This is a genomic window from Ruegeria sp. CF5, assembly GCF_056537325.1.
In genome coordinates, this window is the sequence record NZ_JBQFRI010000007.1 from 1 (window position 1) to 14177 (window position 14177).

At 54.6% G+C, this 14177-nt stretch carries 14 protein-coding genes; 8 read left to right on the forward strand and 6 right to left on the reverse strand.

Annotation, left to right across the window (positions count from 1 at the left end):
* The coding region (locus ACR0NW_RS15945; protein WP_480791884.1) for a hypothetical protein at positions 1-325 on the forward strand (325 nt) is incomplete at its 5' end.
* A gap of 61 nt (positions 326-386) precedes the next feature.
* On the opposite strand, the gene ACR0NW_RS15950 is transcribed toward ACR0NW_RS15945, so the two are convergent.
* Complete coding sequence (locus tag ACR0NW_RS15950; protein WP_480451650.1) at positions 387-1322, reverse strand: LysR family transcriptional regulator; 936 nt, start codon at positions 1320-1322, stop codon at positions 387-389.
* A gap of 164 nt (positions 1323-1486) precedes the next feature.
* Between ACR0NW_RS15950 and ACR0NW_RS15955 the strand changes: the two genes are divergently transcribed.
* Complete coding sequence (locus tag ACR0NW_RS15955; RefSeq protein WP_480451648.1) at positions 1487-2476, forward strand: alpha/beta hydrolase; 990 nt, start codon at positions 1487-1489, stop codon at positions 2474-2476.
* A 99-nt stretch (positions 2477-2575) separates the two neighbouring features.
* A complete protein-coding gene (locus ACR0NW_RS15960; protein WP_480451647.1) occupies positions 2576-3454 on the forward strand; it encodes a hypothetical protein in 879 nt (292 codons plus the stop codon).
* A 136-nt stretch (positions 3455-3590) separates the two neighbouring features.
* Here the strand turns inward: ACR0NW_RS15960 and ACR0NW_RS15965 are convergent, their stop codons facing one another.
* Positions 3591-4517, reverse strand: coding sequence for an adenylate/guanylate cyclase domain-containing protein (locus ACR0NW_RS15965; RefSeq protein ID WP_480451646.1), 927 nt, complete (start codon positions 4515-4517; stop codon positions 3591-3593).
* A 587-nt stretch (positions 4518-5104) separates the two neighbouring features.
* On the opposite strand from ACR0NW_RS15965, the gene ACR0NW_RS15970 reads away from it, so the two are divergent.
* The 3 genes from ACR0NW_RS15970 (at position 5105) to ACR0NW_RS15980 (ending at position 6951) form a co-directional block, all read left to right on the forward strand.
* On the forward strand, positions 5105-5611 hold the full coding sequence (locus ACR0NW_RS15970; RefSeq protein WP_480451645.1) for a hypothetical protein: 507 nt from the start codon (positions 5105-5107) through the stop codon (positions 5609-5611).
* 32 nt (positions 5612-5643) lie between these two features.
* The gene (locus tag ACR0NW_RS15975) at positions 5644-5964 is read left to right on the forward strand and encodes a hypothetical protein (protein ID WP_480791885.1); all 321 of its coding nucleotides are present in this window, start codon (positions 5644-5646) and stop codon (positions 5962-5964) included.
* Between the two features lie 219 nt (positions 5965-6183).
* The gene (locus ACR0NW_RS15980; protein ID WP_170654460.1) at positions 6184-6951 is read left to right on the forward strand and encodes a LuxR family transcriptional regulator; all 768 of its coding nucleotides are present in this window, start codon (positions 6184-6186) and stop codon (positions 6949-6951) included.
* Positions 6952-7184: 233 nt separating this feature from the next.
* Here ACR0NW_RS15980 and ACR0NW_RS15985 read toward each other — a convergent pair whose 3' ends face one another.
* Together ACR0NW_RS15985 and ACR0NW_RS15990 are read right to left on the reverse strand one after the other, a co-directional pair.
* The gene (locus ACR0NW_RS15985; RefSeq protein ID WP_480451641.1) at positions 7185-8642 is read right to left on the reverse strand and encodes an NAD-dependent succinate-semialdehyde dehydrogenase; all 1458 of its coding nucleotides are present in this window, start codon (positions 8640-8642) and stop codon (positions 7185-7187) included.
* Positions 8643-8644: 2 nt separating this feature from the next.
* A complete protein-coding gene (locus ACR0NW_RS15990) occupies positions 8645-9922 on the reverse strand; it encodes a 4-aminobutyrate--2-oxoglutarate transaminase (RefSeq protein WP_480451640.1) in 1278 nt (425 codons plus the stop codon).
* 165 nt (positions 9923-10087) lie between these two features.
* Between ACR0NW_RS15990 and ACR0NW_RS15995 the strand changes: the two genes are divergently transcribed.
* Positions 10088-10651, forward strand: a complete 564-nt coding sequence (locus ACR0NW_RS15995) for a cupin domain-containing protein (protein ID WP_170654467.1) — start codon at positions 10088-10090, stop codon at positions 10649-10651.
* 106 nt (positions 10652-10757) lie between these two features.
* Here ACR0NW_RS15995 and ACR0NW_RS16000 read toward each other — a convergent pair whose 3' ends face one another.
* Together ACR0NW_RS16000 and ACR0NW_RS16005 are read right to left on the reverse strand one after the other, a co-directional pair.
* Positions 10758-12020 (reverse strand): TAXI family TRAP transporter solute-binding subunit, encoded by a 1263-nt coding sequence (locus ACR0NW_RS16000; protein ID WP_480451639.1) that lies wholly within the window; start codon positions 12018-12020, stop codon positions 10758-10760.
* 63 nt (positions 12021-12083) lie between these two features.
* A complete protein-coding gene (locus ACR0NW_RS16005) occupies positions 12084-12944 on the reverse strand; it encodes a crotonase/enoyl-CoA hydratase family protein (protein WP_170654471.1) in 861 nt (286 codons plus the stop codon).
* Between the two features lie 140 nt (positions 12945-13084).
* On the opposite strand from ACR0NW_RS16005, the gene ACR0NW_RS16010 reads away from it, so the two are divergent.
* Positions 13085-14170 (forward strand): CaiB/BaiF CoA transferase family protein, encoded by a 1086-nt coding sequence (locus tag ACR0NW_RS16010; RefSeq protein ID WP_480451638.1) that lies wholly within the window; start codon positions 13085-13087, stop codon positions 14168-14170.
* Positions 14171-14177 lie beyond the last annotated feature (7 nt).

The following is a 14177-nucleotide window of genomic DNA, read 5'->3' on the forward strand; positions in this document are numbered from 1 at the left end:
AGGTCGCAGGTTCAAATCCTGCTCCCGCAACCAACTTTATAAGTCAGATATCAAACGCTTAACCTCGCACAACGCGGGGCTTCTTGCGTACGCCAAACCCGCTGGAAGTACATCCCCACCGTTCGACCGTGATCAACGTCGCGGCGTTGGGCCCGCACTGAACAAACATTCGCTGCGATCGCAAAGCTGGAAAGTAGATGACGATGTGGAGCACGGCTCTGAGCAGAGATGTAACAGTAACGGTCGATGTGGCGGCTCAGCCCAACAAACCATGCCGTCGATGGATTGTGGATTCGTTAAGACTCAAGAGCGTGCGGTGATTTGAATGACCTCTCTGTACTTCGAAATTATCGGGTTCAAACCATCATCACGGCTCGAACCTCAATTCAGTCGGACTTGGTGATCTCCTGTGCTTGTTCCCTCAACCAATTGACCGCTGGATTGAAGCGGCTACGCTCGTGGCGGACCAAGTAATAGGGGAAACCGCAACTCGGCTGAAACGGAGATGAACAAAGTGAGGTCAATTTCTGGACTTGCTTTGCCAGCCGCTTGGGGACAGCTGCGACCGCATCCGTCTGCCCCACAAGGAATGGCAGCGTGGTGAAGTAGGGCTGCTGGAATACGGCATTCGAACCATCTCCTTCTTGGCGCATGATCGTATCCGGTTTCAAACCCGTCGTACCCGGAAAACTGAACTCGATTAACCGGTAAGGGGACACGTCCTGCGGACTAAGAGCCGGCTTCGATGCCGCATCTTCCTCAAGAGGATGGCCCTGTCGGAAAAGAACTTCGTAGGTCTCATCAAATAGCTTCTGAATGAGCAAATCGTCCCTGGCATCCAAATCCGCGTATAGCAGCAGATCAATCGCTCCTTTTTCCAGGTCGTCAAAACTTTGCGGCACCAATGGCGAGACATCGAACCTTAGTGCTGGTGCGGTAACGGCGAAGACTTCCATCATGGGCCCGAGGACAGCCGCCACGCCGTAATCTGTCGAGGCGATGCGATAGCAATGGTTGGACTGTGCCGGATCAAAGGCGGATGGCCTAAAGACGTCAGCTATCGCTGACAGTGCTGCATCGACTGGTTCATTCAAGCCCAGAGCATGATCCGTTAACTGGTATCCAAACTGCGTTCGGATGAGCACTGGATCTCCTATCAAGTCGCGTACCCGGGCGAGGATTCGACTGGCGGCGGGTTGGCTGATCCCGAGATGAATTGCCGTGCGTGTGACGCTGCCTGTGCGAAGAAGGAGCTGCAGGAACCGCAAAGTCCGCACATCCAGAGAAGTTAGGCCATCATTCACTTTTTGCATGTCCATCATGCTGTTTGCGTCATCCAAATTATGCCGATCGCAAGCTAATTGACAAGTACAGCCAATCCGGGCACCCCCGATCTTTTGGGTGCATAGGCCATCAAACAGAATACGAAAGGGCAGCAGCAATGATTACACGTCGCAAGTTCAATTCAATTGCGATTGCTTCATCCATGAGCGGAGTTTTCGCTGCCCGGCCCAGCGCCGCGGCGCCGTCCGGCAACGTAGATCAATCGGCATTTGGCTCCTACGATGTCCAGACGGTGTCCTTTGACAGCTCTGGGGAAACCCTTGTTGGAAAGTTGTTGATGCCTGCTGCGGACGGGCCTCACCCGGCAGTTGTGATTGTCGGACCTGTCGCTTTCGTCAAGGAACAATCACCGGTGCAATATGCAACCCGCTTGGCATCGCGCGGGCTCGCCGTTCTGATTTTCGACCCGCGCTATCACGGAGAAAGCACAGGCGTGCCCCGGCGCTACGAGTCTGGCGAAGCCAAGGTGGAAGACTGCCAGGCGGCCCTCGGTTTTCTCGCCAACCAGGAAGGTATTGACGCAAATCGGCTTCATCTTCTCGGGATTTGCCAGGGCGTCAACTGGGCGATTGAAACAGCGGTGATAGATGATCGAGTGGCGTCTCTCGGGGTTGTTGCGGGCCACTATCTGACTGCGGAAACCGCCAGAATGTACCTTGGCAGTGATGCAGCAGTTGACGCACGCATGGAACGCGCGACCAAAGCAGCCGCCGATTTCGCAAATACAGGGGAAGCAAGTTACATTCCGATCGTTGGCTCCGAAGATGCCCTTCTGACCGCAACGGCCATCGCTGATTGGTACCTGCCTTGGGACAACAGGGCCCCTTGGCTGACTTTCAAAGGTGGTTGGGAAAACCGCATCACCGCAATGAGCGAAGCTGGCATTTGGGGCTGGCGGATCGATGAAACAGCCCCTCAGCTGAACCTGCCCGTATTGATGATCCATGGTGATAGGGCTGCAAGCGGTCAGGATATTCCGCGCCGCATTTTTGAAGACATCGCTTCGGAGCAGAAGACGCTGCATTGGATCGACGGTGCCAATCAGCTTCAGTTTTACGAAGACCCGCTAATCATTGACACCGCCATCAATGCGCTGGCCCCGCATTTTATGGCCTTCGAGCGAAACCTTTGATGCAGACCGCTTGGTTCGTCACGGCTGCCCCGGAGCAATCATTGCAGGGAAAACGGGGCGACAACATCGAAGCGCAACTACACAGGAGAATTGTTTGAGATGAAATTTCTTTCGCTATTGGTTGCTTGCACCGTGGCTTGCCCTGCTGTCGCCGAACAGAAGCTGCCGCCCTTTACAGAAGCCGTTTTGCCAATGGGGAACGATATCTATGCCGTATCGATTGGACCGGGTGGGCCAGATGAAGAGTTCGGTTCAGACGCAACCAATGGCGGGCTCTACAAGCTTACTCCCGACGGCGGGACCGAAGAAATCAAACTCTCGGATGGGCAAGGTCTGCGCAACCCGACAGGAATGGTGCGTTCTGGCAACCAGATTGTCATTGTGGATGGCAATGAGGTCATTTCTACCGCTGCAGATGGCACGGTAAACTGGCGCCAAGCTCTCGATGACGATGGTGTCTTTCTCTATGATATCGAAACGCTCGACGAGAACACCCTACTCGTAAGTGACTTTGGGCGGGGCGTATTCCTATCGGTCGCAACCCAAACCGGACAAATTCAACCTTACCTCGACGATTTGCTTATCAGTGGGCTTGCCCGCTTTGCTCTCTCAGAGGAAGGAATTTATGCTGTGTCCTGGGGCAGCGACGAGGCATGGGACAGCGCTTTGTATTGGGTTCCGCAGCCCGGTAGCGAGGATACTGCTGTAAGACTTGCGAATGGCTTCGGTAACTTGGAATCTGTTGAAATCGTCAACGGCACAGTTGTTGTCGGAGGTTATCGGGGTCACGAGAAATACCCCGATGCAAGACTCATGCGCGTTGAAACTGATGGAAACATTTTTCCGCTGAGCGCCGGGTCTCATTCGCGTGGGATTTCTGATATTTTCTTCGATGGGTCGTCAATTTGGCTGACTTATTTCTATGACGCATCCTATGCGGAATTACCGTCTCAGGCGGCACAAAACCTCAACCAATAGACGCATGTACTCTGGTTTCCATGGTGCCAAGCTTCCGCGTGAAGATGCCCACAGTTAGTCGAAAACGGATTTTGGGCAGCATTCGACGTCGCCAATTAATGGCTCCTCTGAGTTTTCGGAAGGTTAGCGGTAGAAATCAATTCGTTTTCAGAAGATAGGTTCGAACCACTTCGGACTTGCCCTTTAGCGAGATTTCACCAGCTTCGAAGTCGAGCGTTCGAGCGCTTAGTTTGTTGTATACAGTTTCTGAGAGAAGGATTTCATTTTCCGAAGCTTGGCTTTGTAGACGGGCGGCCGTGTTAACAACATCGCCGACGGCAGTAAAACTTCTGGATGAGCCGGTAGCCATTTCCCCAACTTGCGCGACGCCCATGTTTATCCCAATCCCTACGCCTATCATGCCGGATTCAGATCTTATGCTGTCCAATAGGCGTTGCGCTGCCCGAAGCATTACATCTGCCGTTCGTTCCCTAAGCGACGCCATCTGAACTGGATAAATCGCCATGACCTGATCACCGATAAACTCGATCAAAGCATCGTCACGGGCAATTTCTTTTTCCGCAATACCATAGAACCGGGTTAGCATATCGGCGGCTTCAGCCGGCGAATGCTCCTCGGACCAAGGTGTAAAGCCTCTCATATCGGCAAATAGCATTCCCACCTCGGCATCGAGTGTTTTCGTCGGCAATCCTTCAAAACAGCTTCTACAGAAGTTCGGGTTTTCTGATGCGGGTTTGATGCCCAAAATTTTGCCAAAACCTCGAAATGGCACAAGACATAGGCGACACCTGGGGGAAGCGGGAAGTAATCGAGTGAATCTCCGAACTCGACCCACGAAGCCGCTCTGACATAGGCTAAATGCAAGCGGCTGCTTTTCCGATGTCAGCTTTTTGATCAACCAAGCGTCATGATTGTAAATCAAAACTGTAAAACCAAGAACCAAACCGAAAAACAAAAGGACTCCTGCGAGGATCGAAAATTTAAGCGCCACGTATGTCGCCGCAGCTATAAACGCGATCTGAAAGGTTAAAACACCTGCTTCGATGAGCCGGGCATTTCTCATCGCCAATCCTATTTGTAGATGCCGCGCAGACTACCATTTTTTGCGATTCGTAAAAATATGAACAACCTCGTCTGCGTTTGAGAGAAATTCACTTCGTTCTGGCTCTGGTTGAGCTCCCTAAAAGCTTCCGGCCAAGATGATACGAACAGCAATAACTCAAAGGCAAAACGCTTGTTTTATTTTAGTTCTGCGGTTGTTTGGCAAAGGTCAAATCCTGCTGACACAATCAGGTCGAATAATCTCAACACAGCCCGTTCGGACTACAATCGATCCAATGGATCATCCGCTTAACGTCTGCGCCTCGTCCCTCGCTTGGCAATGTGTCGCAACATTCTGCAGTTAGTGAAACCACATCAGGTTTTTGTGCAACATAGGGAAATTCCTATATTTTTTAGACTGCGCATTCGAGCAACAACAAAGGGCGGGCACGGTCCGGACTCTTTTTCAAGTCGCGCTGGAAAATAGCGATGGCGAGGAACTATCTGAGGAAGCGTTACAATTGATGCTGCCTGTATCACTGCTTTTGAACTGATTTAGACAGGTAAATTTCGAAATTGACACTGACTGTCGCATAGTAGGTATCCAACATGAATAAAAGTACTGCAAAATTTCAAAAACTGGCAAGCTGCCTGATCATCCGTACACTCCGGTACTCGTATCCAAAAACTGCGGTTCCGCTGCTATTGGCTGTTGGGCTTCTCGGAGCATGTAAGCCGGATGAAATTTCGATCACCCACACAGGTTCAGTGCCGGTCAGTAAAGAAGTTATGGGTGTTATTCTTGCAGGGTGCGATATTTTTTTTGAGGTGGATAACGCAAACTCTGAAAAAATCGACCATCTCGGATTCGAAATTACCATTGCAGACCCCGAGGCTTCGGAAGAGCGACTCTATGACATGCATACCGGCAAGTGGTCCGGTGGGCCGTTTGACACTGACAAGCTTCGTTATCGCAATCTGCCGAGTGGAATTAGTAAAGTGGCTGCGCGCATGTCCAAGGGCGCTTGCGACACGTCTTTCGTAGTCAAAATTTCCAACGTTAGTTGTCGTATGGGCGAGGATGACTGCGCTGAGTCCGTCGCAATAAGCCAGTGAATGTTACGTCTGAACTAAAGAAAAGGAAGGCTATGAAAAGGGTTTTGGTGAGTGCGTCCATCGCCCTGGCAGTGTCAGGGTGTTGGGGTGATCGGGACAAATCTGCATTTGTCGATCACTGTGTCGGTATGGGTGCGGGTTCAGAAGGGTTTTGTTCATGCCAGTACGAGTTGGCGAAAACCGAGCTGGATGAAGAGGTTTTTGCGATCGTAATGGCGGGTGCAAAAGGGGACCAGGCTGAAGCAGCCAAGCTTCGAAAGCAAGCCGGGTTTGACGGGATGCTGACCATGGCTGGTCTGGCTGTGATCTTGATGAATTTTGAGAGCGAAACAAGACAGCAATGTGGTGGCTAAGGTCGACGGACGAACCCGGTTGATCGAAACAGGGCTGCTAAAGCGGTGTCATTGCGGTGCGGCAATCAAGCCAGTGTAAGTCCGTTTTCTGACATCATGGACAGCTGTTTGGGTGCACCCCCCAAAATTGACCACCACATGATTGTTGTGGGTTGACTGCATGAACAGAGCAAAGCGAAGATGACGAGGTATTGGAGTAACTATTGTTAAGTTTATGAAATGAATAGAATTACTTTTATTGATAAGGAGAGGACAAACCGTCTTCTGGATTTCTCGGAAAAGCTGACTAACGCTGCGACAGTCGATTTGGCCTGGTCGCTTTATTCGGACGCATTGGCAAAACTTGGGGCCAAAAGCGCCGTTTATGGTTTTTTCCCAAAGACAGTAGGCCGTTCGATCGCATCCGAAGTCGTGGCAATGTCGTCCCATCGCGAGGAGTTCAATGAGCTCTATCTGGATGAGGGATACATCGATCACGATCCTTTTGCCCAATATGCGATGACTGAAGACCATCGCCCAATCTCTTGGCGAGACCCGCGGGCGAAACAATTCCAGACCGAAAAATCAGAGTTCTTTCAAAACGCGATGATTGATTTTGGAATGAACTACGGCATCACCATTCCAGTTCGGGACGCATCAAACTGGAAGCTGGGTGGAACTGGTGTGTGTTTTGAGGCGGGCAGCGACAAGGAGGGGGACGAAATTGTCGCGCGCGTAACTCCATTGGTAGAAAGCGCCGCAATGCTGTTTCATTCACGCGTTCAAGAAGGCGACATGATGCGGCAATTCTTCCCGCTTTCGGTCCGTGAAAAAGAGTGTTTGCATTGGGTGGCCGCCGGGCTGACGAACAAGGAGATAGCTTTCAGGTTGTCCCTGTCCGACAAAACTGTTGAGCTGCACGTAAAGAATGCTGCCAAACGCCTGAATGCACGGAACAGGACGCATGCTGTTTCAAGAGCCCTGATATACGGTATCATTACGCCATAGATGTCACCGCAGCGGACTAAGAATAGTAAGAACATCTTGTTGCGCATCGCAGATGTATGAGTGGCCATTTGCGAATGTACCCACAGTAGGGAGCAGACCGACCTTAAAACGAGGCCTAGTATTGTGCTCGGCAGGTTTCCGGATCGCCTTTGGCACCGCCACTCAGGCGTTAGCACCCCCATTTGGGGGTCCATATTGGACGCCGCAAGTTTGATTTCGGCAGAGGGCTTCAATCAAGACCGCCTTTGCTCCGCAGTGCTCAGGCAAAGGTACTTCAGCTCCAGATAGTCATCCATGCCGTATTTTGATCCCTCACGGCCCAAGCCCGATTGCTTGACGCCGCCAAACGGGGCCAGTTCGGTGGAAATCAATCCGGTATTGATGCCGACCATCCCGGTTTCCATCCCCTCGGCCACGCGCCAGACCCGTGCCAGATCGTTGGCATAGAAGTAACCGGCCAGACCGAATTCGCTGTCATTGGCAAGTGCAATCACCTCTTCTTCGGTTTCAAACCTGATCAGCGGCGCAATCGGACCAAAAGTTTCTTCATGCGAGACTTTGGCGGTGACCGGGACGTCAGCAATCAGGGTCGGTTCAAAGAAGTTACCTTCCAGACGGTTGCCACCGGTCATCACACGGGCGCCTTTGGCTACCGCGTCGGACAAGTGTTCCTCGACCTTCGCGACGGCGGCTTCATTGATAAGCGGGCCTGTGGTCACCCCCTCCTCCATGCCATTGCCGGGGTTAAGGGCGGAAACAGCGGCGGCAAGCTTGTTGGCAAATGCGTCATAGACACCTGCTTGTACATAGATGCGGTTGGCGCAAACGCAGGTCTGGCCGTTGTTGCGGAACTTCGCAATCATTGCGCCCTCGACGGCGGCGTCTAGGTCGGCATCGTCAAAAACCAGAAACGGCGCATTGCCCCCCAGTTCAAGCGACATCTTCTTGATGGTGTCCGCGCCCTGACGCATCAGAATCCGGCCGACGCGAGTTGATCCGGTAAAAGTGATTTTTGCCACTTTCGGGTTGGCGCACATTTCCTGCCCGGTTTCCGCAGCCTTCGAGTTGGTCACGACGCTGAAGACACCGGCAGGCACCCCTGCGCGTTCGGCAAGCACCGCCATGGCAGTCGCTGAGAGCGGCGTCAGCTCCGCCGGGCGCGCCACAAAGGAACAGCCTGCCGCCAATGCGGGGGCCACTTTGCGCGCAATCATCGCATTCGGGAAATTCCAAGGGGTGATGGCGCCGACCACACCCACCGGCTGTTTCAGAACGACAATGCGCTTGTCAGGCTGGTGACCGGGGATGGTGTCACCATAGACACGCTTAGCCTCTTCACCGAACCATTCGATAAAGCTGGCGCCATAGGCGATCTCGCCCTTGGCTTCCGCCAGCGGCTTGCCCATTTCGACGCATAGGATCGTGGCCAGATCGTCCTGCGCCTCAATCATCAGCTCATACCATCTGCGCAGGATCGCCGCGCGCTCTTTGCCGGTTTTGGCTGCCCACGCTTTCTGCGCCGCATAGGCCCCGTCGATCGCTTCCCGCACGTCGGCGACCGAGCAGTCGGCCACATTGGCGATCAACTCGCCTGTGGCCGGGTTGGTTACGGCAAAGGTCTCACTCCCTTCGCGCCAGTCCCCGTTGATATAGGCCCGGGTTTCCAAAAGGCTGCTGTCCTTCAGATCCATGGTTATGCTTCCTTCGCCGCTTTGATTGACGCTTCAAGGATGTTCATCGCCTCTGCCATGACGTCATCCTGAATGGTGATTGGCGCAAGGAAGCGCACCACATTTCCATAGGTACCGCAGGTAAGGAGGATCAGGTTTCGCTTTAGGGCTTCGGTCCTTACAGCATTGGCAAATTTTGCGTTTGGAGTGCTGCCGTCGGCGGTATTGAACTCACAGGCCACCATAAAACCGGGGCCGCGAATGTCTGCGATTTCAGGCACATCTGCGCGGATCGCCGCGAGGCGCTGCTTGAGACGCGAGCCCAGTTCGTTTGCCCGCGCGCAGAGGTCTTCGTCCGCGATCACGTCCAGCACCGCATTTGCGGCCGCGATGCCCAACGGGTTGCCGCCATAGGTGCCGCCCAGACCGCCGGGGTTTGCGGCATCCATGATCTCGGCGCGGCCGGTCACGGCCGCCAGCGGCAGGCCGCCTGCCAACCCCTTGGCCATGGTTGTGAGGTCCGCAGCTACGTCATATTGCTCCATCGCGAAAAGATGCCCGGTGCGGGCAAAACCCGTCTGTACTTCGTCGGCAATCAAGACGATCCCGTGTTTGTCGCACAGCGATCGTAAGGCGGTCATCAATCCGGTGGGCGCGGGATAGAAACCGCCTTCGCCCTGAACGGGTTCAAGGATGATCGCAGCCACACGGCCGGGATCGAGGTCGGACTTGAACAGACCGTTGATCGCCTCAAGAGACCTCTCGACCGACACGCCATGAAGGTCAATCGGAAATGGCACGTGGTAGACATCGGGCATCATCGTGCCAAAACCAGCCTTGTAGGGCTGCACTTTGCCGGTCAGCGCCATGCCCATGAACGTACGACCATGAAAGCCACCGCCAAAGGCGATCACTGCCTGACGCCCAGTTGCCGCACGTGCGATCTTGACCGCGTTTTCCACCGCTTCCGCGCCGGTTGTTACAAAGATCGTTTTCTTGTCGAAATCACCGGGAACTGCTGCGTTCAAACGCTCGCCCAGACGGATATAGTCTTCGTAGGGCAGAACCTGGTGGCAGGTGTGAGTAAAGCGCGCAAGCTGCGCCTCGACTGCTGCCATCACCCTAGGGTGACGATGCCCAGTGTTCACGACTGCAATCCCGCCTGCGAAATCGATGTACCGGGTGCCTTCGACATCCCAGACTTCGGCGTTTTCCGCGCGATCTGCATAGATTTGGGTCGTCATCCCGACCCCACGGGCAATCGCATCTACACGCCGTTTGGCAAGCTCTGCATTCGTCATCTTTTTGCACCCTCTCTCAGCGGGCCATGGCCCCGATTCGAAGTCCGTAAGAGGGTGTTCGATTTAAATGGCAGAAAATAGTCTGTTTGTTTTAGTGCGTAAGCCTTTAATAATATTGGGGGCGGTGATAATTTGTTCAAAATAGTGAACAGAGAAAACACCCCAATGGAAACGGCTCAGGAAGAAATCGACCTTGGATATCGCCTTCGATACGTGCGTGAACAAGCTGGTCTGTCTCAGCGGGCGCTGGCCAGAAAAGTCGGTGTTCCGAATTCCACGATTTCTTTGATTGAGTCGGGAAAGACCAATCCATCGGTCGGAGCCCTGAAGCGTGTACTGGATGGCATACCGGTGGGATTGTCGGAATTCTTCGCCTTTGCGCCCGAACCGGATCGCAAAATTTTCTTCGCTGCAGAAGAACTGAAGGAAATCGGCAAGGGGAAACTGTCGTTGAAACAGGTCGGCGATAGTCCTGTGGGGCGGACATTGCAGATTTTGTATGAAACCTATGCCCTTCATGCGGACACGGGCGCGCAAATGTATGAGCACGAAGGCGAAGAAGGCGGGGTTGTCGTCTCGGGTCGGATTGAGATCACGGTCGGAAGCGAACGCAAAATCCTCGGGGCGGGAGACGCTTACTTGTTCGATAGCCGCCGACCGCATCGTTTCAGGCAGGTTGGGCCGGAACCCTGTGTTATCGTCAGCGCCTGCACGCCACCGACATTTTAAATGCTGCTTTGGCACCTACTCTTGATGATCGTCGCCAGTCTTAGATGCCAAAGAAGGCACTCAGGTATTCGATGAAGTCGAGCTCTAGGTGATCAGTTCAAGCCTGTCAGGATGCGTTTCGCTGCATTTCGGCAATTCGTTTCTGCACCAGTTCCATATGCAGTCGCGCATCGTATTGCCCCTGTCGATATGCGGCAGGCAACCGCAATCCGGCCAGCCGCTCATCCAGCTCAGCCAGATGTAGTCGCATTTCCTCAAGTTCAGCTGCGCTTGGGTTACTGCCCAGATCATCTTCGATCTGACGAATTTCGGGATAGTGCTGCCAGACCCGCCACCGCATCAGATAGGCATATGCCAGCGGCAGTAGCCGGAGCAGTGGGACCACGATGAAGAAAAACGGTAGGAACAACAAAAGGACCCGGTTGATCTGCGCGGCGATCCAATAGGGCAGCCAGTTGTGCCAGGTCGATGGCCCTTCGAGCACAAGCTGTCGTGCCGTGTTGTTCATGTGAAGGCCGGTTCCTTCAATCGAAGGGAAGATGCCCGGATCGGTAATGATGCCCCGTGACCGGTGCAATTCGATTGCGGCCATGGTCAGGCGGTTGACCAACGCGGGGTGAAGGCCGGGGCGCACGGCAAGGCGTGCCTCAAGTGCGATAAACTCGATCGGGCGGGGGGGGCGTACGGGGTCCAGCGACATGCCGCCAGGTGGAACGGTGACGACGCTAGCATATTCAAGCCGGCGGGAAATGGCTTCGACGTGTTCAAGATCCAGCAATGCCAACCCGGGCCGGTCATAAGCGGACATGAGATAGGGCGCGTCAATCGGCGCGACAAAAACGGCGATATCAACCTGATCTGACAGCAAGGCGTCGACCGCCTTGTCGTAAGGAATCGAGAGGTGAGTGTTGTCGTCAATCGACAACCCCACAGCCTGTTCGAAATCACGGAAGGCTGCTGCTGTGCCCGATCCGTCTGCGCCGCTGTTTATGCGCAATCCTTTCCAATGGGCGGGATTGCGCGGGATCGCGTCGCCCCTTCGCGTCAGAAAGATGACCGGTTCAAAGAAGATTGCGCCCACCGCCTCGGCGTATTGAGAAGGGACGTCTATGCCACCCTGAAGAATCGCGGCATCCACTATTTTCTCTTCCAGCAACCGTGCGTTTTCAACCGATCCAGCGGTTTCGATAATGTCGAGGTGGATATCATCTCGGGCCAGAACGCGGGCATAGTCGTCGGCGACAGAGACGTAAGCGCCACCTGCTGGACCCGACGCCAGGCTCAGACTGCCCGGAGGGTGCAGGCGAATGAGAATTGCGGTCAGAATCGCAAGAACAACGCAAACGCAGATCAGAATCCAGACGCGCATCATCCCCTCACCGTGCGACCATTTGCGGGACGCTATTCTTCCCGGAATGCTCTGGCAAGGGACTTAACGATTACGCTTTGGTAATTCTTCGTCTTCTGTCCAATCCCAGGTGCCCTGATCCCTTTCGGTCACGGCCTGCTTCCAGCCAACCTGTTCTGCACGGGTCTTGAAATTGATGCCTTCGGGAGAGTGCCGCGTAATGCCGTCAAAGATTGTGGCCAGACGCTGTGTTTGCATCATTCCAGTCTGTTCGATTGCCTGATTGATGACCATCTTTTGCATCGCCAACTGATTGATCGGAACCGTCGCCATGCGCGCGGCCATTTCCTCCACCGCATCGTCCAGCTGATCTGCAGGCACCGCCTTGAGCACCAGCCCCATATCCGCCGCCTCGCGCCCGGTGATCTTGTCGCCGGTAAATAGCATCCGTTTGGCTTTTTCAGCACCCAGACGATAGACCCACATGGCCGTGGTCGGACAGCCCCAGACGCGGGCGGGCATGTATCCGATCTGCGCGTCCTCGGCCATGATGGTCATATCCGCACACAATGCGATGTCGGACCCTCCGGCCACGGCAAATCCATGAACTTTGCAGACCACGGGTTTCATCGCCCGCCAGAGAGACATGAAATGCTGCGTGTTACGCCACATGAAACTGTAATCCTTGATCGGATCCCACGGCATGGGCTGCGTTGCCTCTCCGCTGCCATTGCCTTCGGCGTAGAAGGTCAGATCGTACCCGGCGCAAAAGGCGGGGCCATTACCGGACAGGATCATGACGTGAACGCCCGGATCGGCATCGGCTCGCGCGACGGCTTCGGATAATTCTACCGGCAGTTCGTCATTGATCGCATTCATGACGTCCGGTCTGTTCAGAGTGATCCGCGCGATGCGCCCATCTTTTTCGTAGGAAACGACTGACATGAGCTCCTCCTTCTCCAGCGGCAGGAAATCACTCGTATTCGTAACTGCCTAGTCACCATGAAAAAGACGTCACGTCGCGGCGGTCGGGCCTTGCAATCCGTCTGTTTGGCCGGAACGTTGGCGCAGAGGGAGGATCAGACATGCTGACAGGTATCCGCATCATTGAGATCGAGGGGCTTGGCCCCGGCCCGTTTGCCGCCATGATGTTGTCTGATCTTGGCGCTGACGTCGTTACCGTGCATCGCAAAAGTGGTCCTACAGCGCCCGGCGGTGCAGTGAAATCTGTTCTGGACCGGGGAAAGCGGTCGATTGAGCTTGATTTGAAGGATGCGACCGATCTGGAAACAGCGAAACGGCTGATTGCCTCGGCGGACGGATTGATCGAGGGGTTTCGCCCGGGTGTGATGGAAAAACTGGGGCTGGGTCCAGAGGTTTGCCACGAACTGAATCCCGGTCTGGTTTACGGGCGCATGACGGGTTGGGGGCAGGGCGGTCCGCTGGCGCATGCTTCGGGCCATGATCTGAATTACATCTCACTGTCAGGGGCACTTTGGTACGGGTCGGCGCCCGGCGATGCGCCGCAAACGCCTGCCACACTGGTCGGAGACATCGGTGGCGGCGCTATGTATCTCGTGGCTGGAATGCTGGCAGGCATAATTAATGCCCGTTCGACCGGTCAGGGGACCGTAGTTGACGCCGCAATATATGATGGCTCGGCAAATATGATGAATTTGCTTATGGGGTTGCGACAGACAGGCAATCTGTCGGACGCACGGGGTCACAGCCTGCTTGACGGCCCGCACTGGAGCCGCACTTACGTTTGCGCGGATGGCGGGTATGTGTCCGTTCAGTGTCTTGAGGCCAAGTTTTATGCCGAGTTTCTGGAGCTCTTGGATCTGACGGATGATCCGGGTTTTCAACAGCAATACAATCCGGGAATGTGGCCGGAGCTGACCAAACGCCTTGCGTCGATTTTTGCCGGAAAGCCGCGCGACCATTGGGCCGATCTGTTTTTGGGAACGGATGCCTGTGTCGCCCCGGTCCTCAGCCCAGAGGAGGCCCGCGATCACGAAATGAACGCCGCGCGCCGCACTTGGCGGGATGTTGATGGCGACCTGCAGGCAGCCGCTGCTCCGCGGTTTTCAACACAGGAATGGGAACCCAAACCCAGCCCGGCACGCGGAGAGCACACGCAAGAGATTCTCGCAGAACTCGATAACCGATAAATCTGCT